This window comes from Glutamicibacter uratoxydans, from assembly GCF_050753455.1.
Taxonomy (GTDB): domain Bacteria; phylum Actinomycetota; class Actinomycetes; order Actinomycetales; family Micrococcaceae; genus Glutamicibacter; species Glutamicibacter uratoxydans_A.
In genome coordinates this window covers 1,178,892-1,200,314 of record NZ_CP192736.1, presented here as the reverse complement: position 1 = coordinate 1,200,314, position 21,423 = coordinate 1,178,892, and the positions used below count along the sequence as shown (strand labels likewise).

25 protein-coding genes and 1 other RNA gene are annotated in these 21,423 nt (G+C 59.3%); 7 read left to right on the top strand and 19 right to left on the bottom strand.

What is annotated here, in order from left to right:
- Positions 1 to 84 precede the first annotated feature (84 nt).
- Entirely contained in the window at positions 85 to 690 is a 606-nt protein-coding gene (locus tag ACQQZ8_RS05535) for a GDSL-type esterase/lipase family protein (protein WP_431711681.1), read from the top strand.
- A 117-nt stretch (positions 691 to 807) separates the two neighbouring features.
- On the top strand, positions 808 to 882 hold the full coding sequence (locus ACQQZ8_RS05530) for a 50S ribosomal protein bL37 (RefSeq protein WP_431712149.1): 75 nt from the start codon (positions 808 to 810) through the stop codon (positions 880 to 882).
- Positions 883 to 1,240: 358 nt separating this feature from the next.
- Here the strand turns inward: ACQQZ8_RS05530 and rsrA are convergent, their stop codons facing one another.
- Entirely contained in the window at positions 1,241 to 1,501 is a 261-nt protein-coding gene (gene rsrA / locus ACQQZ8_RS05525) for a mycothiol system anti-sigma-R factor (RefSeq protein ID WP_431711680.1), read from the bottom strand.
- Position 1,502: 1 nt separating this feature from the next.
- Entirely contained in the window at positions 1,503 to 2,255 is a 753-nt protein-coding gene (locus tag ACQQZ8_RS05520) for a sigma-70 family RNA polymerase sigma factor (protein ID WP_431711679.1), read from the bottom strand.
- 225 nt (positions 2,256 to 2,480) lie between these two features.
- On the opposite strand from ACQQZ8_RS05520, the gene aroA reads away from it, so the two are divergent.
- The 5 genes from aroA (at position 2,481) to ACQQZ8_RS05495 (ending at position 6,607) form a co-directional block, all read left to right on the top strand.
- Entirely contained in the window at positions 2,481 to 3,788 is a 1,308-nt protein-coding gene (aroA, locus tag ACQQZ8_RS05515; protein WP_431711678.1) for a 3-phosphoshikimate 1-carboxyvinyltransferase, read from the top strand.
- Entirely contained in the window at positions 3,785 to 4,879 is a 1,095-nt protein-coding gene (gene rsgA / locus ACQQZ8_RS05510; RefSeq protein WP_431711677.1) for a ribosome small subunit-dependent GTPase A, read from the top strand. The genes aroA and rsgA overlap by 4 nt, the downstream gene beginning before the upstream one ends.
- 14 nt (positions 4,880 to 4,893) lie before the next feature.
- A complete protein-coding gene (locus ACQQZ8_RS05505) occupies positions 4,894 to 5,685 on the top strand; it encodes an inositol monophosphatase family protein (RefSeq protein WP_431711676.1) in 792 nt (263 codons plus the stop codon).
- Between the two features lie 80 nt (positions 5,686 to 5,765).
- Entirely contained in the window at positions 5,766 to 6,173 is a 408-nt protein-coding gene (locus tag ACQQZ8_RS05500; protein WP_431711675.1) for a FluC/FEX family fluoride channel, read from the top strand.
- Entirely contained in the window at positions 6,173 to 6,607 is a 435-nt protein-coding gene (locus ACQQZ8_RS05495) for a fluoride efflux transporter FluC (RefSeq protein ID WP_431711674.1), read from the top strand. Before ACQQZ8_RS05500 ends, ACQQZ8_RS05495 begins: the two co-directional genes overlap by 1 nt.
- 62 nt (positions 6,608 to 6,669) lie before the next feature.
- Here the strand turns inward: ACQQZ8_RS05495 and ACQQZ8_RS05490 are convergent, their stop codons facing one another.
- The 17 genes from ACQQZ8_RS05490 to ACQQZ8_RS05410 all read right to left on the bottom strand — a co-directional run bounded on the left by ACQQZ8_RS05490 (position 6,670) and on the right by ACQQZ8_RS05410 (position 21,339).
- Positions 6,670 to 7,152, bottom strand: a complete 483-nt coding sequence (locus tag ACQQZ8_RS05490; RefSeq protein ID WP_431711673.1) for a DUF2568 domain-containing protein — start codon at positions 7,150 to 7,152, stop codon at positions 6,670 to 6,672.
- Positions 7,153 to 7,279: 127 nt separating this feature from the next.
- Entirely contained in the window at positions 7,280 to 7,780 is a 501-nt protein-coding gene (locus ACQQZ8_RS05485; RefSeq protein ID WP_431711672.1) for a hypothetical protein, read from the bottom strand.
- 256 nt (positions 7,781 to 8,036) lie between these two features.
- Positions 8,037 to 8,406: a transfer-messenger RNA gene (ssrA, locus tag ACQQZ8_RS05480) on the bottom strand.
- A 105-nt stretch (positions 8,407 to 8,511) separates the two neighbouring features.
- Positions 8,512 to 8,991: an SsrA-binding protein SmpB gene (smpB, locus tag ACQQZ8_RS05475; protein WP_431711671.1), complete on the bottom strand. Its 480-nt coding sequence runs from the start codon at positions 8,989 to 8,991 to the stop codon at positions 8,512 to 8,514.
- A gap of 55 nt (positions 8,992 to 9,046) precedes the next feature.
- Positions 9,047 to 10,495, bottom strand: a complete 1,449-nt coding sequence (locus ACQQZ8_RS05470; protein WP_431711670.1) for a peptidoglycan DD-metalloendopeptidase family protein — start codon at positions 10,493 to 10,495, stop codon at positions 9,047 to 9,049.
- 54 nt (positions 10,496 to 10,549) lie between these two features.
- Complete coding sequence (gene ftsX / locus ACQQZ8_RS05465) at positions 10,550 to 11,464, bottom strand: permease-like cell division protein FtsX (RefSeq protein WP_431711669.1); 915 nt, start codon at positions 11,462 to 11,464, stop codon at positions 10,550 to 10,552.
- Positions 11,461 to 12,273: a cell division ATP-binding protein FtsE gene (gene ftsE, locus ACQQZ8_RS05460; RefSeq protein WP_431711668.1), complete on the bottom strand. Its 813-nt coding sequence runs from the start codon at positions 12,271 to 12,273 to the stop codon at positions 11,461 to 11,463. Before ftsE ends, ftsX begins: the two co-directional genes overlap by 4 nt.
- 371 nt (positions 12,274 to 12,644) lie before the next feature.
- Positions 12,645 to 12,776: a putative transporter small subunit gene (locus ACQQZ8_RS05455; protein ID WP_431711667.1), complete on the bottom strand. Its 132-nt coding sequence runs from the start codon at positions 12,774 to 12,776 to the stop codon at positions 12,645 to 12,647.
- Positions 12,777 to 14,477 carry a sodium:solute symporter family protein gene (locus tag ACQQZ8_RS05450; protein ID WP_431711666.1) on the bottom strand — a complete coding sequence of 567 codons (1,701 nt, stop codon included), beginning with the start codon at positions 14,475 to 14,477 and terminating at the stop codon, positions 12,777 to 12,779.
- Between the two features lie 943 nt (positions 14,478 to 15,420).
- Positions 15,421 to 16,533: a peptide chain release factor 2 gene (prfB, locus tag ACQQZ8_RS05445; RefSeq protein ID WP_431711665.1), complete on the bottom strand. Its 1,113-nt coding sequence runs from the start codon at positions 16,531 to 16,533 to the stop codon at positions 15,421 to 15,423.
- 54 nt (positions 16,534 to 16,587) lie between these two features.
- Positions 16,588 to 16,983 carry a hypothetical protein gene (locus ACQQZ8_RS05440; RefSeq protein WP_431711664.1) on the bottom strand — a complete coding sequence of 132 codons (396 nt, stop codon included), beginning with the start codon at positions 16,981 to 16,983 and terminating at the stop codon, positions 16,588 to 16,590.
- A 130-nt stretch (positions 16,984 to 17,113) separates the two neighbouring features.
- Complete coding sequence (locus ACQQZ8_RS05435) at positions 17,114 to 17,593, bottom strand: hypothetical protein (protein ID WP_431711663.1); 480 nt, start codon at positions 17,591 to 17,593, stop codon at positions 17,114 to 17,116.
- On the bottom strand, positions 17,586 to 17,996 hold the full coding sequence (locus tag ACQQZ8_RS05430) for a TadE/TadG family type IV pilus assembly protein (protein WP_431711662.1): 411 nt from the start codon (positions 17,994 to 17,996) through the stop codon (positions 17,586 to 17,588). The genes ACQQZ8_RS05435 and ACQQZ8_RS05430 overlap by 8 nt, the downstream gene beginning before the upstream one ends.
- A gap of 13 nt (positions 17,997 to 18,009) precedes the next feature.
- Positions 18,010 to 18,216, bottom strand: a complete 207-nt coding sequence (locus ACQQZ8_RS05425) for a hypothetical protein (protein ID WP_431712148.1) — start codon at positions 18,214 to 18,216, stop codon at positions 18,010 to 18,012.
- 110 nt (positions 18,217 to 18,326) lie between these two features.
- Positions 18,327 to 19,268 (bottom strand): type II secretion system F family protein, encoded by a 942-nt coding sequence (locus ACQQZ8_RS05420; protein ID WP_431711661.1) that lies wholly within the window; start codon positions 19,266 to 19,268, stop codon positions 18,327 to 18,329.
- Entirely contained in the window at positions 19,265 to 20,116 is an 852-nt protein-coding gene (locus tag ACQQZ8_RS05415) for a type II secretion system F family protein (protein ID WP_431711660.1), read from the bottom strand. Before ACQQZ8_RS05415 ends, ACQQZ8_RS05420 begins: the two co-directional genes overlap by 4 nt.
- A complete protein-coding gene (locus ACQQZ8_RS05410; RefSeq protein ID WP_431711659.1) occupies positions 20,113 to 21,339 on the bottom strand; it encodes a CpaF family protein in 1,227 nt (408 codons plus the stop codon). Before ACQQZ8_RS05410 ends, ACQQZ8_RS05415 begins: the two co-directional genes overlap by 4 nt.
- Between the last annotated feature and the right edge of the window lie 84 nt (positions 21,340 to 21,423).

Here is a 21,423-nt window from a genome sequence, read left to right as displayed (position 1 = left end):
TTTAGCAAACTCAAATGCCGGGGAACTGCCCGTTCCGACTGCTAAGGTAAGGATCTAAGCATCCGGCATACGAAAGGTCCCCTGTTGGAGTTACGCACCATCCGAATCACCGCAATCGGCGACGAACTGCTGGCCGGACATGGTGACCCCCGGGCCCTGGGTTGGTTTGGCCGGGTCTTGGCCCGCACGCAGGATCCCGCGCTCCGCTTGCAGTCCTACGTCCTTGCCGCCCCGGCCGAAGGCTCCGAGGCCCTCGCCGAACGCTGGTTGGGCGAAGCCAGCCGACGCTTTGGGGATATGGTGGAGAACCGTTTGGTGATCGCCCTGTCAGATCGCGATGTAGATCTCGAAGTCTCTACCGCGCGCAGCCGGCTGAATCTGGCCAATATTCTCGACTCCGCCAGCCAGATGTCCATCAAGGCACTGCTGGTGGGCCCCGCCCCCGGGCTGGACGATGCACGCAACGAAAAAGTCGCGGAGTTAAACCGGATTTTTGCCGATGTGGCTCTACGGCGTAACCATCACTACATCGATACCTTCACGCCACTGCGTTCACACACCCAGTGGCGTGCGGATCTCAACGCCAATGGCGGGGTTCCCGGTCAGGCTGGCTACGGGTTGATGGCCTGGCTGGTGTTGCACCGCGGTTGGTATCACTGGATGGAATTACCCGAACCTTCCGAGGCTTAGCCCACGGCGTAAACGGCGTGCCGCGGTAGGACAAACCCCGGATGAATGTGAAAGACTTTGTGACGAACCACTCATTCAGGGTTCAACCCGAATCTCAATTCGAACCGAGGAGACACCATGTCGAAGCGTTCACGTAAGCGTAAGGACCGTCGCAAGCGCGGTGCCAACCACGGTAAGCGCCCAAACTGCTAAATAGCTAGTGCATGCCAGTCCCCGAAAGACTTAGCGACCCAACAGTCGGTGGCTACGTTTTTCGGGGACTAGTGTTTTAATCTTTTTTTCGAATGTCTTCGGTGCGGGTGTGCCGAGGCGGTTGCACCATGCGGTGCGGGCAAGGTTGGTAGCGCGCACCCGAACGAAGGACATCATCCATTTCTAAGCCCGGGTCGACCCAGTGTGAGCTGGTTTGAGCGGGTTTTCAGCGCACAAGGATTCCCGGGCCGCAGCGGCACGGACCATTCCAGCGTAGGGCCTGATCCCCCGGTGGCCACGCACGACGACCCGAAGCGATCGCTCCAGCGGCCACCGGAAGACGGGCCGAGGAGACGAACTAGTGGCCGGATTCGATCCGAATCTGCGAAATCCGCAACATGATCTTATCCTTGAGCTGGTTCGGGGCATGCTCCTGACAGCTGCGGCGCACCACCGAACGAATAATGCACTCTAGATCGTACTGCTCGGTACATTCCGGACAATGTTCAAGGTGCAGCTTGACCTCTTTGATGTCCTGCAGGGTCAAAGCCCCGTCCAAGTAGTCGTAGATCCGCAGCAAGCGGGAATCGGCGCAGTCGCCCAGTGAATAACAGTCCACGTTATTTCGCTCCTCCCTTAGATGCGGCCTGCTCAGCGGAGCTGGCCTTGCCGGTCGCCGATGTCGCAGCCGCGGACAATCCGCGATCTTTAGCGTAATCGGCTAACAGTTCACGCAAATTCTTGCGGCCACGATGCAGCCGGGACATCACAGTACCGATCGGCACCCCGAGAATTTCGGCGGCTTCCTTATAGCTGAAACCCTCCACATCCACAAAGTAGACGGCCAAACGGAAATCTTCGCCGATGGATTGCAGCGCGGCTTTCACATCGGAATCCGGCAACCGATCCAGCGCGACGGTCTCGGCCGAACGTAAACCGGAGGGAGTGTGTTCCGCGGCTTTGGCCATCTGCCAGTCCTCAACCGTGTCCGTGGAGGTACGCAGCGGTTCGCGTTGCCGTTTCCGGTACAGATTGATGTAGGTGTTGGTCAGGATCCGGTACAACCAGGCTTTCAGATTGGTACCTGGCTTGTACTGGTGGAAGGCGGAGTAAGCCTTGGTGTAAGCCTCTTGGACAAGATCCTCGGCATCGGCCGGGTTACGTGCCATCCGCAGTGCTGCGGAGTACAACTGGTCCACATAGGCCATCGCGTCGCGCTCAAAACGTTCACGACGCTCAGCTTCGGTCTCCTGGGTGGGGTCGGGCAAGCCGGAACCCGCAGTATGCTCGGTCATCACCGCCCAGTCTACGCGTTGCGGCGCATTTTGGGGTGTGGCCGCCAGTTGCGGCTTGGCGCATGCAGTTTGTCCCATATTTCCTTCCCAAGTGCTGACAACCGTTACAACGCGGTCGCACAGCGGAAAATTCCCGCACCCCGCGGTAGAATTTTGCGTGGAGGATGGTTTCTGTCACCGTCCGCACCGTCCGTAGAAGCGTCAAATGGAGGAAGTCCCATCAACACCGCATCGGCCCCTGTAAGCGATCATCCGCTGTGGGAAGCACCCTCCCCCACCGAACCCATCGACGCCACCGTGCTGGTGCCCGCGTCGAAGTCGCTGACCAACCGATATTTGGTACTTGCCGCATTGGCCGACGGCCCGTGCACCATTCACAACACGCTCATCTCCCGCGACAGTGAACTAATGCTCAGCGCTCTGACCGCGCTGGGGGCCCGGATCACCCGGGAGAATCAGCCCGATGGCAGCACCACCGTGTACCTCACCCCGCCGACCGCTGCCCCCGGGGGGCAATTACATGTCGACTGCGGACTGGCCGGAACCGTGATGCGTTTCGTTCCGGCGCTGGCAGCCGCGTTGGGAGCCCAGGTGAGTTTTGATGGCGATGCCGGGGCCAGGGTGCGCCCGATGAAACCGGTGCTCGATGCGCTGGCCGGTTTGGGGGTCAGCGTGAGCTACGGCAACGAACCGGGCTACCTACCCTTCAGCATCGACCCGGCGACGTTCACCGCACGCGATGAGCTACTCATCGACGCTTCAGGGTCCTCGCAATTTATTTCGGCGATGCTGCTCGCCGCCCCGGGGATGCCGGGGGGATTGAATTTACGCGCTGCGCAAGGACCGGTGGCCAGCCCCGAACATATTGAAATGACCGTGCAGACCCTGCGTGATTTGGGGGTCAATGTCCAAACCGATGCCGACGGGCGGGGTTGGAGCATTCCCGAAGCGAAGGTTCCGGCGTTTACCGTGAGCGTGGAACCAGATCTCTCCAACGCCGGACCGTTTTTGGCCGCGGCGCTGGTGACCGGCGGCACCGTGCGAATCCCGCACTGGCCGCAAAGCACCACGCAGATCGGCGGACGCTGGGTACAGATCCTGCGCAGCATGGGTGCCACGGTGCAGTTAGCCGAGGATTCGACGCTGACCGTGCACGGCAACGGGGTGATCAAGCCCATCGACTACGCGGACGCTGCCGAACTCACCCCGACTCTGGCCGCGCTTTGCGCACTGGCCGAGGGGCCGAGCAAACTCACCGGGATCGGGCACCTGCGTGGACATGAAACCGACCGGCTCGATGCGCTACAACGCGAACTGGGACGCATCGGCGCCACGGTTCACGCGGATGCCGACAGCCTGAGCATCACCCCCGGGGCACCGCGGCCGGCAGACCTGCTGAGCTACGAAGATCACCGCATGGCCACCGCCGGCGCTATCTTGGGGCTCGTCATCCCCGGGATCCGCGTGGAAAACATCGCCACCACCGCCAAAACCATGCCCGATTTCCCGCAGATGTGGCAGGCCATGGTGGATACCGCGGGCGCCACCGGCATCTCAACGACGGACCCGGGCCCGGACGCGGATCCGTCGGTGGCGGAGCCTGGGCAATGAGTCGTTACCGGGAGTGGGATGAATCCGATGTGCGCATCCGCCCGAATAAAAAGGGCAGCCGCCCGCGCACCAAGGAACGCCCCAGCTATGACAAGGCACAAACCGGGCGGATTATTACCGTTGATCGTGGGCGTTACACCGCAATCCTGGACGAAGATACCCCCAGCGAACGCATCGTGATCGCTGCCCGGGCCCGCGAACTGCGTCGCCAAGCCATCGTCCCCGGGGATTTGGTGGCGTTGGTCGGTGATACTTCCGGCAACCCGGACACGCTCGCCCGACTGGTGCGCATCGAAAATCGTCACACCTTATTGCGACGCAGCGCCGATGACACCGATGCCACCGAACGGGTGGTGGTGGCCAATGTGGATCAACTAGTGATTGTGGTGGCCGCGGCCAATCCGGAGCCCCGCACCGGGTTCGTGGACCGTGCCCTGGTCGCTGCCTACGATGCGGGGATCGCCCCGATCTTGTGTGTGACCAAGGCCGATGTGGCTGACCCGGCAGATTTTCTGGCCCACTACACGGGGTTGGACTTCCCGGTGGTGATCTCGCGGACCACCGCCGATGATGCCGGGGTCGATGCGCGCGGTGCCGACGGTTCCAGCGCCCGACTCGATGTGGCAGCCCTGGAAGCACTGCGGGCCCTGCTCACCGGCAAGGTTTCGGTGGTCCTGGGGCATTCCGGGGTGGGCAAATCCACGCTCGTCAACGCGCTCACCGGGGCGCAACGCGCCACCGGTGGGGTCAACGCCGTCACCGGCCGCGGCCGGCACACCTCATCGAACGCTTTAGCCTTGAGAATCCCCGAGGCGCCCGGCAGTTGGCTCATCGACACCCCCGGCATCCGTTCCTTCGGGCTCGGGCTGGTGGACCATGAGCACATTCTGGCCGCTTTCGAGGAGCTCGCCGAGGTAGCCACCGCCTGTCCGCGCGGTTGCACCCATCTGGCGCAGACACCTGGCTGCGCGGTGGAAAGCTGGGCGCAGTCCCCCGACTCCCCGGATTCGGCCAGCGCCCGACTAGCCTCCTACCGACGACTAGTCAGCACCGATGAAACCACCCACGAAAAGGAGCTCGGTGCCCTCTAGCACCACACCGCACAATGACTTACACCCTCGATCAAGATCTGGACATGGCACTCGCGTTGGCCGACAAGGTCGATGCGTTGACGCTGGCACGCTACCATTCGAATAATCTGCAGGTTGAGACCAAACCGGATATGACCCCGGTTTCCGATGCCGACCGTGGCGCCGAAGAGCTCATCCTGGCCGAACTGGCCGCGCTGCGCCCCGGGGATTCGGTGCTTGGCGAGGAATTCGGCGTGCACGGCTCCAGCGCCCGACGCTGGGTGATCGACCCGATCGACGGCACCAAGAACTTCGTGCGCAAGGTTCCAGTGTGGGCCACGCTGATTGCGTTGACCGTCGATGAGGAACCGGTGCTTGGTGTGGTTTCCGCACCAGCCCTGGGTCGGCGCTGGTTCGCCGGCCGCGGGCTGGGTGCTTGGGCTACCGAACCGGGGCTGGCCGAACCCCGCCGGCTACATGTCTCCAAGGTCGCGGAACTGGCCGATGCATCGCTGTCCTACGCCTCCTTGGGTGGGTGGAAGGAATTGGGTCGCCGGGAGCGCCTCTTGGAACTTTTTGATCGCGTCTGGCGCACGCGCGCCTATGGAGATTTCTTCAGCTACATGCTGTTGGCCGAAGGCGCTCTGGATGCGGCCTTCGAACCAGAATTGGAACTCTACGATATGGCTGCCCTGGTCCCGATTGTGCGTGAAGCCGGCGGACGTTTCAGCTCCATTGAAGGGGTCGACGGGTTGGCCGGGGGTAACGCGCTGGCAAGCAATGGCCAGCTGCACGAGGCGATCCTGCCGTACCTGCGCGCCAACTAAATAATCCCGCGCTGTGGCAGACTATCCCGGGCAAGTCAGTGCGCATCGGCTGTTCGCTCGCGTGACGGGAAGATACGCCCATGCCTGATGCCACCCCCGGCACACCCGCACAACCGTTGACCCCGGTAGTGGTCGCCGCGGTGGCCTTGGGCGGTGCGCTGGGTACCGGGGCACGCGCCGGCCTCTGGTGGGTGTTTCGCGACGATCCGTGGTCCATCTCCACCTTGGGAATCAACGTTCTAGGCTGTGTACTGTTGGCCTGGCTCAGCACCTACGCGAAGTACCGCCAGCTGCCGGATTGGCTCCGGGCCGGAATCGGCACCGGATTCGCCGGAGCGTTCACGACCTTCTCCAGCATAATGCTGCTCTTTGCCCAACTCCCGATCTGGACGTATGTGGTCTATCTGGCGATCACGGTGTGGTGCTGCCTGCTGGCGGTATGGCTGACCCAAAAACTCACGACGACGTTCTTTGTCCGGGGTGCCTGATGCTGAGCTGGATATTGTTGTTGGTCGCTGGCGCTCTGGGTGCGGTTCTCCGGTTGCTGCTGGAACAGCGTTTTACGCCACGCTCCCCTGCCGGGCAAAGTCCGTGGCGGGGCTGGCCGGTAGGTATTTTGCTGGCCAATCTGGCCGGCACCTTCGTGCTCGGGCTAGTGCTTGGCTATGCCCGACAGCACGGGATCTCGGTGCTGCCCCAGCAGTGGGCGGCAAGCGCTCAGGCCTTCAGTGCCCAAGCTGGACTCTGGATCGTGGCCACCGGCCTGTGCGCCGCCTTGAGCACGGTGAGCACGCTTTTCCTCGGCGTCAGCACCCTGTTAGCGCAGCAGCGTAGTCGTGGCTGGTGTTACCTGGCCGCGACGTTGAGTTTCGGACTACTCAGTGCGTGGCTCGGCTACGCACTCGGCACGGTGTGGGGATAGCTCCGACTGCGGCCACCACAAACCTGCGGTGCAACCAAAACCCGGTGCCCACTGTTCGCGAGTTAGCGGGCCGCGCGTCGTCCGCTGGGCTTAGCGGCCGTGAGGTTGCGAGCCTTCCGAATCTCAGCCTCCGCCTTGCGTTCGGCTCGCGGATGCGGCACCACCCGTCCCCTAGACAGGAAAATGAGTACGACGCTCAGGACGGTTAGCCCCAGCATCACCGCTGGCCAGAATAGATACTGGGTGTATCCGGTGTGGGCGATACTCAGCCACAGCACATAGGCACCGATCACGTACACCAGATGAATCAGCACCAGCCGGGTGCGCAACCGCAGTTTCACCACGGCCTTCGGGGAAAGCAGCAGAGACCAGAGCAGCAGCAGTGGGATCACGATGATCAATGCGGAGACTATGGGCGCGAAATTCAAGAAGGTCAGGGCGGCAAAACCGGCGGCAACCAAGAGTCCAACTTCGAGGGTGAAGGACACCGCCGCATAGGTAGCCAGTAAACCGGAAGACACCTGCGAGGACTTCTTCATTCCCATCGCTCTATTCCCACTCCGTTTCGGCACAGTTCCGCTATTTACGCGCGCTTCCTAGTCTATGGCTTCTACCCGGGCTCCGCGAGCACTCCACACCGTGGAGCGCTGGTTACTACGCCACATTTGATCATTAGCGGTGTGCCTCCGCCGTCAGCTTGCCATCGCTGGTGGAGACACTGACCGATTGCAGTTGAGGTTTTGCGGCCAAGCGTTGCAAAACATCCTCGGCGATCTGTTCCAGCTCTTCGACGTCGCTGAGCGTAGCGGAGTCGGCTAGCAGAGCCAGCTCACCGGGCGCCGAGCTATACCAGGCCTGCACCTGGCGGTAAGGTTCGGCCAGCTCTGCGACGTCCGCGGCGCCGTGGGCCTGCAGCCAAGCATTCACCTGATCGTTCGCCCACTCTGAGCCCTGCGCTCCGCTCGCGCGCTCAGTGGGCAGCGACTCGGTTCCCTGAGCTGCGGTTTTGGGTTCCGGGCTGCGTTCCTCTGCCGCGACACGCGCTTCCTGAGTGTGCGCACCCACCGCGCGTTGCACCACATTAATACCGCCGATGGCTAGCGCGGCCGCACCAGCAACCGCCACCACAACAAAAAACAGCATCAAGAGCACCGAACCGCTCAGCTTCTTCATCCTGGCCTCCCCAAAAAACAAAGTTCACCTACATCTTAGAACCCCACCCGGAAGTAATTTGCCTCGCCTCGCTTTGGGGCATTGCGCGCTCGCAACGCAAGGGGAGAGCCTGCTCGGCAATCCGGTGAACTATGGGTGGACAAGTGGGGAAGGAACGCAGCTGAGCTTGTCCTCAACACGGCTGTAGCTCTGACCCGACGCATTCTGAGTAAACACGAAAATGGCCCCGGAATTATCGTAATTCCGAGGCCATACTCTGTGGAGATGGGGAGAATTGAACTCCCGTCCGCTGTGGTGTTGCCAGGTCTTCTCCGGGCGCAGTTTGCTGCGGATTTTCTCTGCCCCAGCCATCACGCAAACAAGTGGCTGATCCAGGCACAGTTACCTAAATTGTGCGTCAGGTGCCGGTAACCCTCACTCGACGCAGTGGCTATCTAAATGACGTTAGGAACAGGGGCGATAGCATCCCCTGGCTAACGGACTGTCTGGCTGCTTAGGCAGCGAGAGCGAAGTCAGTGCGCTTAGATTCGGCACTTATTGTTTTGCAAAGAGCGTTTACGAGATAACTTTGCGTCCTCGGCCCGCTTCATCTGTCGCGACTCACACCGTCGAAACCGATCATCCCCGTATTTTGTTGTCAACCTTTGATCGCTCAAAGACAACTGCATCAAATGATGCGATATTCCATCTTAGCTCACCGAGGTTGAGAATCCCACTCACTAGGTGACAGATCACACCGATCCGCGGTTTCGTTCACGCATCGCACGTAGCGCCTCACGATTATCCTGTTTTTCACGCAATGTCTGTCGCTTGTCGAACTCGCGCTTACCGCGGGCCACACCGATTTCCAGCTTGGCTCGGCCGTCCTTGAAATACAGGCTGAGCGGCACAACGGTCAGTCCAGCTTCGGAAATTTTACGTTCAATCTTCTGCAGTTCCTGACGGTGCAGCAACAACTTGCGTCGTCGACGGGCCGCGTGATTGGTCCACGAACCGTTCAGATACTCCGGAATGTAAATATTCTCGATGTACAGCTCGTCGCGGTAAAACTGGCCGAAACCGTCCACCAACGAGGCTTTACCTTCACGCAGAGACTTAACCTCGGTACCAGTCAACACCATTCCGGCCTCATAGGTATCGAGAATCTCAAAATCATGCCGCGCCTTGCGGTTACTGGCGATGACCTTGTTTACTTCATTCTTCTTAGCCATGGCACTCCTTGAAGTGTGCATACGATTTGTTCGCACACATCGATCAAGTCTAGCCCTAGAGAAGTCCCAATGGGTTCACGGCTCGGCCGTTAATCACAGTTTCGAAGTGTAGGTGGCAGCCGGTGGAGTTACCGGTGGTACCCACATAGCCGATGACCTCGCCCTGTTTCACCGACTGACCGACGCGGGCGGCGACCCGTGACATGTGGTGGTAATTGGTCGCAAGAGCCTTGCCCTTGACGACACCATGAGAGACGGTGACCTTATTTCCCGAGGAACCACCCCAGCCGGCCATCCAGACTTGGCCATCGGCCGCGGCACGAATTGGTTCACCACAGCGCCCACCGAAGCCCCAGTCGATACCGGCATGGACATAGCCTCCGCGTCCACCGTAGTCGATAGTTCCCGCCGGAGTTGGCCGCCAACCGAATCCGGAAGTTATACGACCACTATTGACCGGCTTGATCAGTCCCCAACTGCTAGGCTCGGTAACCGTCTTCGGTTCCGGAGCTTGGTATTTCGGGCGTTGGTAGTTGTTCTTGGTACCCTCGCGTTCGGCTTTACGTTTGGCTTCTTCTTCCTTGCGCTGCTGTTCAGCTTCCCACTTCTTTTTGGCTTCGGCCTGACGCTTACGCTCGGCTTCTTCCTCGCGTTTCTTTCGCTCAGCCGCTTCCCGAATCAGACGCTCTTGCCGTTCCTTGATTTGAGCGTTCACCGCGGACTGTTCTTGCTGCTGGGTGGCGATGCGCTGCTGAATACGCGGCTTTTCCGCCTCCAACTGGCTGCTGAGCGCTTGCGTGCTGGATATCAACTGATCCAGTTCTGCTTTATGTTGGGAGGCTTCATCGCGGGCAATTTCTTCCTGCGCCAAAGCGGCTTCAGCTTCGGACTTCAGCGACGCGATCTGTTTCTCGACCGCTTCAAGGCGCAGCTGGTTGTTCTCGTCGGTGGCTTTCTGCTGTGCCAAATCGTTATACACGCTATTTTGCGACTGCAGCGCCTTCGTGGCCAATGTGATCCCATCAGCGATTTCGGTTGCCGATTCGATATTGAGGATCATGTCCAAACCATCGGACATCCCGCCACGCTTGTAGGCTTCGGCCGCGATCTGCGAGATCGTCGACTGGGTTTCTTCCAGCTTCAGCGCATTTTCTTCAATTTCGGCCACCAACTGATCACGCGTGGCTTGGGCGGAAATCAGTCGATCATTGAGATCGGCGACGGTTGCCTGGGCATTAGCCACCCGGCTTTGCGCATCGGCCAAGGCTTGTTCCAAACCTGGCAACCGGGACTGCTGCTCACGAAGCTCTCGGTCGGTTTCAAGAATATTCGCATCGAGGATTTCCATATCCTCTTCAAGCGAATCGAGGTTCTGCTCGATCTGTTTCTTACGTTCATCAAGCTCATCGGCCGCGACGATGGTTGCTGGGACCAACATCGTCAGGGCTAGAGCGCCGCCGATGGCCGCGCGGAGAAATTTACTTCGCACCGCGTGAGACAGCATAGTGCTCCTTACCGAGTTTGAATGATCGAGCTCTTGGGGTGGCTGAGGGTCAGGCTAGACCTTCAGGTACCGCTTCAACGTTACCACTGATGAAATTGTTGCCAAAACGATACCTATAAGCAACAGTCCGGGTGCGATCAGAAGTACTTCGCTTGTTGAAATGAACGCTACGCCAAGGTTTTCGCTAGCTAATTTGTCCTCGACCAAGAACTTCATCAACAGCCAGAGCGTCCCCGAAGCAAGCAGGCTACCAATCACCGCGGCAATTACCCCTTCGATGATGAACGGTAACTGGATCGAGGTCTTTGACGCGCCGACCAAACGCATAATCGTGGTTTCCAGTCGTCGATGCATAGCCGAAAGCTGGATGGTCGTACCGGTCAGCAGCACCGCACAAACGATCATCACTCCGGCGACAACCGCGGCTGAAGCAGAAGCAACGCGCACCAGTTGGAAGACCTTTTCCAACAGTTCTCGCTGGTCGATGACCGACTCTACCCCGGGCACGGTGGAGAAAGTTTCGTTAATGACCGGATACTTTTCCGGATCGTTCAGTGCAATCCGGAAGGACTCGGGAAGTTGTCCCTCCTGCAACTGATTAAGCAGCGGTGAGTTTTCGAACTGTTCCTGGAAGTGCTCGAACGCCTCGGCCTTCGACTCATACGCAAATTCTTTAATATACGGTTCGAGTTCGGGGCTGGAGAGCATCGCCTCAATGTTCTGCCGCTGCTCATCGGTGACGGCTTCGCCAGCGCAGTTCAGTTCCTGGGAGGTGGTGTCGCAGAGGAATACCGCCACTTCCATCCGGTCATACCAGTAGCCCTTCATCTGGTTAATCTGCAACTGGAGCAATACCGAGGCACCAACGAAGGTCAGCGATACGAAGGTCACCAGAACCACCGAAACCACCATGACGATGTTCTGCTTCAGACTCTTTCCTGCCTCGCGGAGGATGAATCCTGGCCTCATTTCTCATCGTCCTTCGTCTCGGTTGCAGGCAGCTGCGGAGTCTCCGTTGCTTCGTCGGCGGCGGGTTGTTTGGTCTCACCAAACAGTACTTCGCGCGAACCATCTTGCTTGATGACGGTGGTCATCGGCATGTAAGAGCCGCCGGACTCATCGCGAATCACTTCACCCTTGCTCAGCTCGATCACCCGGCGTTTATAGTCGCTGACCAGTTCGTGGGCGTGGGTAGCCATCAGCACGGTGGTGCCGTTCTGATTAATCCGGTCAAGAACGTTCATCACGTCCAGACTGTTCTTCCGGTCCAAGTTACCGGTGGGCTCATCGGCCAAGAGGATCGATGGTTTATTAACGATGGCGCGGGCGATACCCACACGCTGCTGCTCACCACCGGATAGTTCGGTGGGCTTTCGGCGGGCCTTATCCACCAGTCCCACCAGTTTCAGGGCCTCCGGGACACGTTCACGAATCTGGTTACGCGAGGCTCCGATTACTTCCATGGCGAAGGCCACGTTATCGAAGACCGTGCGTTCGCGCAGCAGTCGGAAGTCCTGAAAGACGAAACCAATATCGCGACGCAATTTGGGCACACGCCAGCTGGGAATGCGGTTCAGGTTCTGTCCCGCCACGTAGACCGCCCCGCTAGTGGAGCGTTTTTCGCGCAGGATCAGACTCAAGAAGGTCGACTTGCCGGATCCTGATTCGCCGACGAGGAACGCGAATTCGCCTCGGTCAATCTCGATGCTCACATCACGCAAAGCGGCATTACCCTGCTTTGTTTCATAGACCATCGAGACATTTTCGAATTTAATCATGTCTTCAATCGCTAGCTAACGGTGGGATGCGACGATCCCGCGGAAGGAACTTACCACGGGTCTACGTGCACCAGTTAACAGAAACCCTATCGGCGCACCACGCCCAACTGTCCGAATTAGGGCGCGTGTTGCTCGATTCTTGGACGTTACACAGCCAACATCCATCTGCCCGCGGACTAGTTCGGCAGACGTGTCTAGGCTAGGGCAGCATGCGCTAGCGGGACCAATCGAGCAATACCCGGCCCGAATTCGTTGCCGCTTCCTGGGATCACCGGTGCCACGCCGCAATGGAACCGAGCCCCCGAAAGCGACCTTTGACGGAAGTTCGGGGGCTCGGCAACACTATTGAGTTATATCGGAGAAGCAGGGGCTCAAATCAGATCTTCGCCGTTGCGACGGGCTTCGGCCCATTCCTTCAAGAATGCCCGGCCGATGAAAAACATCACCAAGGCCACGATCACCGGCCAAACCAGTACATAGATTGTCAATCCAAGCACGGACATTTACTTACCTCCTAAGTTCTTGTTGGCGGTGGCTGAACCGCCCTGAGCGACCTCGGCAACTTCTGCTTCCACATCGAAGTTGCCAGTCCGTTCGGCGATCACCGAGAAGTCGAAGTCCATCTTCGAACGCACCGACATGAAATAGCAGACCATCGTACTCACCGCATAAGCGATAAGAGAGGCGCTGAGGGTGGTGTAGTCACGGAGGAATCCGAAGACGAACGGCGCACTGATCAGCATCGCGACAACACCGACGATCTTGGCCACACGCAGTCCGAAGAAACCGAAGCACATGAGCGCCAGCACCACGCCGATACCAATAACCGACAGCAGTTCAATGACGATCCCGGTGACGTTATTAATTGGGATCAGTTCGAATCGCACCGGAATGAAGATGGCCAACGCGGTCAGCACCGCGACGGTGAAGGCCTTGTTCGTGACCTTCTTCCAGTAGAAGCTGGCCAGCACCGGGAAGACGAGGGCGCCCCAAAGTGCGCCAACGAAGACAAGCAGATCCAGAATATTTAGTTGCATGCTGGCGAAAGCCACGGCCAGGGCGGTGGCCACCACCATGGTGGCGCGACCCACCAGGAGCATCTTTTTCGGATCAGCCTTGCTCTTGCCGGCGATGTTCTGCCCGTAGACATCGGCCATCATAATCGAGGACAACGCGGACAGATCGGAGTCCGCGGTCGAGGACAACGCGCCGATGATCATAATGAAGAACAGCGCTACCAGCACTCCGGGCAGGTAGCTAGCGGCCATCTCTGGGATGAGGTTGTTCATATCCCCACCGGTCGGTTCGAAGCCGACGTAGAGCGCAAGGACACCGAGCATTCCTACGCCGATGACCATCGCCCCATAGCCGATAGTGGCGGTGATGAAGGTTGGTTTGATCAGGTCCTCACGCACCGCGAACAAGCGCTGCGCAATGGTCTGGTTACCGATGGCGTATGCCAGGACGGCCGCAATGTATGGTGCACCCTGGCCGAGGAAAGCCTCGGAGGAGAAGAAGTTGGACTGCTGCGGAGTGAGGTTTTGGGCGCCGGTTTCAAAGGCTGCAGGGAATCCTGCGGCAAAGAAAATCACCGGGACGATGATGGCCACCGCGCCGAGCATCGCCATCACTTGGACGAAGTCGGTCAATACCGAGGCGCGGAAACCAGACCAGAGGGTATACAGCAGCACACCGGCTGCAACAAATAGCACGCCCTGAATGAAGTTGAACGGCGAGAGCATCGAAATCAGTACACCACCGGCGATGAAGTTCGACATCAAACTAATCACGGAGCCGACCACGTTGGAGCCGGCGAGCATCAACTGGCTGGAACGGCCGTGCCGGGCGTGCATGACTTCAGCCAAGGTGTGGGCTCGCGGAGCCACTTTGCGGATACGCTTGCCAAAAGGGTAAATGAACAGGATCATCAAGGCGCCCCATAATCCGTAGTGGATGGGGCCCGAGATTCCGTAGGTGTAACCGGATGTGGCCGAGGCATACATCGATGAGGCCCAAATCCAGGTGGCGGTCATACTCGCCGCAGAAATTCCGAATCCAATTTTGTTCCCGGCGGTCATGTAGCCGTCGGCGTTTTCCTTCTTCTTTCCGATTCGGGTGGAAATAAAGAAGGTTCCTCCGTAGAAGAACAGTAAGAGTAAAACAACAACTAAGGCGCTGAACTGCACTGTTTCAGGGTTATTCACGCGCCACCTCCCTCAAATAGACGGTGATGAGATACGCTCGGCACACATAAGAGATGTTGCCGATGCTGTGTCTGCACGTCTGTTCCCGTGGGGGTACTCCACAGGGGAATGTATCAGCTGACGCGCACAAGCCCTGGGTTCATTAACCACTTCCCTACACTCAAGTTTCGTTCGTTTCTCATTCGTTTCGTTCATCCCTAGTCTTGGGAAAACCTCGCTGCGCAATGCAATACTGCGGCAAGGCAGATTGGGTTCTACAACAGCACTACCCAACCTTCGTCAGCGTGACTACGGTGCAGCCGGCGTTTACCGGGCACAGTCCGCCTTCGGGTCATTCTCGAACAGCCATTCGGTCGCAGACAGCAGACCAGGTTCCGACGGTTCGAGAACCAGCGGATCAATCAGCGACTCAACGTACCACTGCGGCACGGAGTACATTTCGCTTCACCCTCGGGCGGCTTCACCGCACTGCGAAGGATTGATCTCGACCAAGTTGATATGTACATCAACTCAGAATAAACATTAGCATGAATGCGAATATATTCTCGTCGAACCGAGTGAAAGTGCTGGTCAGACATCCCTCGCGACTCGAAAAACGCATGGTTTTCGTGACCCTGCAACTTCTCTTTCAGAGTTGATCCCGGGACCGATACCGCCGCGGGGAGCGTTATTATTTCTGCTGTTGCGCCCCCGAATGAACCATGACCCAATCAAATATCCCTAGGTACCGCGGAAATTTGTGCTGGTTGGCCTCTGGGGTATTTATACGGCCGAAGTTGCCGGTGGCTACCGGCCAGCTCTGCGGAGAATGGCACATCCGGAGGACTGCGGGAGCTGAGCGCGTTATCCCAAAACGGACTTGCCGGTCGTGGTAACCGGGCAAAGTGCATAAATATACCCCGAAGGTCGCCAGATGGAACCTTCGGGGTATAGCTGTTTGGGCTTAGGACGGGCGACGCTGCCCGGCGCGCCAGCGAATACCGGCATCGATGAAGTCATCAATTTCCCCGTCGAGCACCGCCTGAGTGTTGCCCACCTCGTGCTCGGTGCGCAGATCTTTCACCATCTGGTACGGGTTGAGCACATAGGAGCGCATCTGATCGCCCCAGGACGCTTTCACATCGCCCGCAAGTTCCTTTTTCTGTGCGTCTTCCTGCTCCTTTTTCAGCAACAGCAGGCGGGACTGCAGTACGCGCAAGGCGGCGGCACGGTTCTGGATCTGCGACTTTTCGTTCTGCATGGATACCACGATGCCGGTGGGAAGGTGAGTCATGCGCACAGCGGAGTCGGTGGTGTTCACGCTCTGTCCGCCGGGACCCGAGGAGCGGAAGACATCGACTTTAATTTCCGCGTCGGGGATCTCAATGCTGTCGGTGGATTCGATCAACGGCACGACTTCCACCGCCGCGAAGGAGGTCTGTCGCCGGCCCTGGTTATCGAACGGCGAGATGCGCACCAAGCGGTGAGTTCCGGCCTCGACAGAGAGGGTACCGAACGCGTAAGGCTCATCGATTTCGAAAGTCGCGGACTTCAGTCCGGCTTCTTCGGCATAATGCGTGTCCATGATCCTCGCCGAGTAGCCGCGTTTTTCGGCCCAGCGGGTGTACATGCGCAAAAGCATCTCGGCGAAATCTGCCGCGTCGACACCGCCAGCACCCGAACGAATGGTGACAACGGCTCCGCGGGCATCGAATTCTCCGCTGAGCAGCGTCACGATTTCTAACTCGGCTAGTGCCTTGCGGATCGAGAGCAGTTCGCGATCAGCCTCCGCTAAGGTGTCCTCGTCGTCTTCCATTTCGGCCAGTTCGACAAGGACTTCCAGATCATCCATCCGGGTGGTCAGCCGCTGAAGACGCTCCAATTCGGACTGCCGGTGGGAGAGTCGGGAGGTGACTTTTTGCGCGGCGGCAGGGTCATCCCACAGGTCCGGGGCACCGGCTTCCTCCGACAATGCGGCGATATCAGCCTTGATCTGTGCCACGTCGCTGACAGCCTCAATGGAGTCGTAAGTGGAACGCAGCGAACGTAATTCAGCAGAGAAATCTGTTTTAGCCATGATCTTCTAAGCCTACGTCATCACGGGTGCGGCAAACACATTTGTTGTACGGATTCAACGGCTCAGAACGGTTCGGGCGGTGGAGTCAACGTGGATGGGAATGCCCTGCGGGATCACCCAGCCGATAATGGGTGGAGAGACCGTGGCGTGCAGCGTAATGCTGGCACCCTGTCCGTCGCTCAGCACTTGGATACCGCCTACGCTCAGGTTATCGAAGCGTGCCGCGGCGCCGGTATCCGATAAATAACGCTGGACTGCATGGGAGAGCCGCTGCGGATCCAATTCGATCCGCGGGGTAGGGCCGCCTTGGAGTAACTCAAACTCGTCGACGGCGGCAATCACTGCACCGTCGGCGGCGGCTAATAGTTGCCGTGCTTTGAGATTGACGGCACTGGCGGCCAATACTGCGCTAATGACCAGCAACGTGATGGCGACTAAACCAATCGCCAACACCAAACTTTGGCCGGATTCTCCTGAAAGACGCGTTAACACTCGCCGCCACCCACCCCAGCGCGAACTATTCGCTCTGGCGGACCGGCGAGCGCGCCGGCTGGGTCGGCCGGTGGCTGATCTCAGGTGCTTAGCCAAAACGATCAACTCGCTGGGTAGCCGTTGAATCCACACTGAATACCGAGGTGCCGAAGCTTTCGGGTAAGAACGGAAGAGGTACCTGAATCCGCACCGCGACGGTGACAGTGCTGCCCGGTTCCAAGCACGCCGGCGTACAAGCGATTTCGGTGGTGCTGCGTGAAGTGGCGATCCCGAAGTCACTCAAGGTGCGACTGACTGCGTCTCGGGCGTGGGTATCGGCTTGGGCGGGTTGTTCAGACGCGGCGAAAACCTTCGCGGCCTGGTCTGCCGCACCGACGGCCGCGTAGCTTGCCCCTTGCAATTGTCCGGCCGCTAGCACCAAGTAAATCATCGGGATCATGATCAGTGTGCTGGTGAAGATGAACTCGACGATGGCACTGCCGGTTTCATCGGCTATTGCTGAGTGGTGGGTCGCGGCGCGGGGTTTGGTTTTGGGGCGAACGGCATGCCAAAACCGAATGTTAGCCATAACGTACCGCCTGCCCACGAACTTGCAGTTCCCAACCGTTGGGGATGAGCCCCAGTAATGGGACCTGGGTGCGGACGGTGACGATCACCAGTTGCTGGTCCTCCAAAATACTGGTGCTGGCTTGCACCTGTCCGGCAAAACCGGCGTGGAGACTTTGGGTGATCATGCTTCGGGTCCGTTCCGCGCCGTCCTGAATGCTGCGGTTGGCCAGCGCCCCGTAGCGTGCCCCGTGGCTGGCCGCATCGGTAAGCGTGTTGCGCACGTGCAGAATCAAGGCCAGTTGGATGATGGAGAGTCCAAGCACAATGAGCAGGGTACTGACCATCACAAATTCTGCTACCGCCGAACCGGTATCGGCCCCGGCTCGGCGGTCCGCGTGGATTACTGCTGAACGGTATCGCATCGTAGACCTTGACTTAGTTCATATTCGAAACCCGGTCGATGGCCTGGTTGAAGAGTTCTTGAAGTCGTGGGCCTGCCACCGCTAGGAGCGCGGCCACCAACAGGGCTGACATGAGGGTTATCATTACCCAACCAGGCACATCTCCGCGGTCCTCCTTGAGTTTTGGCCAGAGCCGCTCCCAGCCGCGTCGGAGTATCTGGGCGAGTGTGAGCAGCAACATTGTGATCTGTTGTTCGAGGGCTTTCATGGTGGTACCTTCCAAAGCGGGTGGGTGGTTAGCTGGGGTTTAAGTGCGAGCAGCGTCTGCGCCACTGTCTAGATCTGGTGGGGTCAATAACTCATCTCCAATAGCGATAGACCTGGGAATACGGCAAAGACCACGGTTAGCGGCAGGATCCCGAAAACGATGGGTGCCAGCATTGCTACCTCACGTTTGCCAGCTAATTCCATCAGCTCCCGTTTCGAGGCATCGCGCACGTCCTGGGCTTGATCGCGTAGCACCTGAGCCAGTGGGGTTCCGCGTTCGGTGGCCACACTGATGGCGTCGACGAACCGAGTCATCGCACCGATCTGGATCCGGTCGGCCATCCGTTCCATCGCTTGGGCGGTTGGTGTCCCGGCCCGGATCTCATTGGTCGTAATAGTGAATTCTTCCCCAATGGCGCCACGACAGATCCGTGAAATACGTTCCAGTGCACCGGTGGTGGACTCTCCGGCGCCGACGGTCAGTGCGAGGATGTCCGCCACCGTGGGAAATTGGGTGAGGATGCGGCGAGAACGTTGCTGGATTTGTTCCGATAACCACCATCCGCGGAGCAGAAATCCGGCAAAACCACAGCCGAGAATCAGTATGGTGGCCAGCGGGATCGCGATGCCGCGTGAGGTGGCCAGCACCGAGACCAGAATGCTGCCGATCAATAGCCCGAGCAGGGCACAAGCAATTTCTTGGGCCCGGTAGTCCAATACGCTGGTCTTGAGCCCCGCACTGTTGAGCCGACGCCGTACCGTGTCGGAGCCTGGACTGTGCAATTTGGCGATCCGGCGCAATTGGTTGAACACCGGTCGGGCGAGTTGGCTGAGCGTGCTGGTTGTGGAATCTTGCCGCCAGGAATCTTCCAACATTCTGGACGAGCGCATTCCCACACGTAAATGTGGGGCGATGCGTTGTTCCAGCGTGGGCTGGCGGAAGAAAGGCATCCAGAAAATTAGCGTCCACACTCCAAGCCCCAGCATGGTGCCCAAGGCGATCGCCCACGGAATCGGGTTACTCATATCAGCACCCGCTCTTCCACCGGTAAGGTGCCCAGCCGCAGCATAATCCGGTAACAGATGAAGCTAACCAGCAGCCCCGCCCCCAGTAAGATCACCCCGGCGGGTGTGGAGTAGGCGCCGATCGCCGCGGGTTGCGTGCCAAGGACCAGCAGTACGATCCAGGGTGCAGCGACCGCGAGCCGGGCGGCGGAGATGATCCAGGATTGTCGGGCGGCCAGTTCGCCACGGGTTTTAACATCGTCGCGCAAGAAAGCAGCCAGTGTGCCAAGGGTGTGACCTAGTTCGGTGCCGCCGACCTCTCGGGTGATCCTGAGGGTGGTCAGGATCTTATCCGCCACCGGGTCGGAAAGGCGCAGCGAGAGATGGTCTAACGCCAACGCAAAGTTCGCGGTGGCCCGGTAATCCAGGGCGAAGTCGCGGAAAGCCGGGCGCAAGGTTTCGGGCCCGGCGTGTGCCAATTGGCTGAGCGACTCGGGCAGGGAGAGCCCGGCACGCACCGCGCTGCGCAGATGGTCAACAACTTCCGGCCATTGTTCGCGGAGCAGGTTGCGACGTTTATTGGCTTGGTAGCGCAAGTAAACCCATGGGGCGAAGGCCCCGAAACCGCCGAAGAGGGCGGCGAAAAGGAAGGAGCCGGTGACCGCCAGGGTGAGCAGCGCGGCGGTGAGTGCTGTGCAGGTACACACGATGAGGAATCGGCCGGGTGTGACCGAGACGATCCCGGCTTGCAGCAGAGCGGTGCGGATCCGCCCCTGCCCGGTTTTTCGGCGTGGCCACGGTTCGTAGAGGAAGGCATCGACGATTAATGCCAACCCTAACCCGCCGCTGAGCGCCCAAATCAACATCATTGCCGCTCCCCTATCAGCTCGGCCATTTTTACTCCGGCGATTTCGAATTTCTGGTGCGCCCAGTCCGCGCCGGCGGCCACGGCAAGCCGTCCTTGGGTGCGATAGAACAGCGTGGAGGTTTCGATCTGGTCTTCCTCCACCCGGCCGGGCACCGCAAGGATTTCCTGCACGTGCCGTTGACCTTGGGCATCGCGGGTACAGTGCACCACCACGTCCACGCAGGTGGCCACGGTACGAATTACGAAGTCGCTGGTGATGTTCGGGCCGGCCAGCAATGGCAAAGTACACATTTTGATGATGGCGTCGCGCGCCGAATTGGCGTGCAAAGTGCAGAGCCCGGCAATCCCCGAATTTAGCGCGATCAATAGATCCAGCGCCTCCGCCTCGCGTACCTCTCCGACGATTAACCGCTCGGGGCGCATCCGCAGCGCCTCTTTGACCAGTCGACGCATGGTGATTTCCCCGGTGCCCTCCAAATTGGGCAGGCGAGTCTGCATCGCTACCTGATCACGTAGGGCGAAGTTCAGTTCAAAAATTTCCTCGATGGTGATGACCCGTTCGCGGGGGCCAATGGCTGACGATAAACAGTTGAGCATGGTGGTTTTCCCGGCTTGGGTGGGGCCGGTGACGATCACGTTCATGCCCGCGGCGACGGCACCGCCCAAATAGAACGCCGCGGTCTCGCTCAGCGACCCCAGTTCTACCAGATCCTCCAACCGGTTGGCTTTGGCGATGAATTTGCGAATGTTCACCGCCCAATGTTCGCGGGTGATATCCGGGATGACCACGTGCAGGCGGGAACCATCAGGTAGTTGGCAATCCACGAAAGGCTGGGAAAGATCTAGGCGGCGTCCCGAGGCTTTGAGCATCCGTTCAACCAGCGCCGCGATCTGCTGCGCATCGAGCTGAATCCCGGTCAGTTCGCTACGTCCGCCGCGGGCACAGAAAACCTGGTGTGGCGCGTTGATCCATAATTCTTCCACCGTGGGGTCATCCAGCAACGGTTGCAGGGGGCCGAACCCGACGACGTTGTCATAAACCCGGCGTTTAGCCGTCTCTAATTCGCCAAGTTGCGGTACCGCCCCCAGCAGGGCCCGTTCATCGTAATCCCGGATCACCTCATCGATCAGCCGACGGACCCGAGCCGGTTCAGTGGCCGGGTCCAAACCATGCCGGCGGACCAGTTCGCGTACCTCATCCTCAACCACTGACAACGCATTCACGATCCGGTCCCTTCGGCAACTGCTGCGTCTGCCACCCGTCTGCGCGGGGTACCGGCCGGCCCCAAGTTCCACCGGCTCCAACCA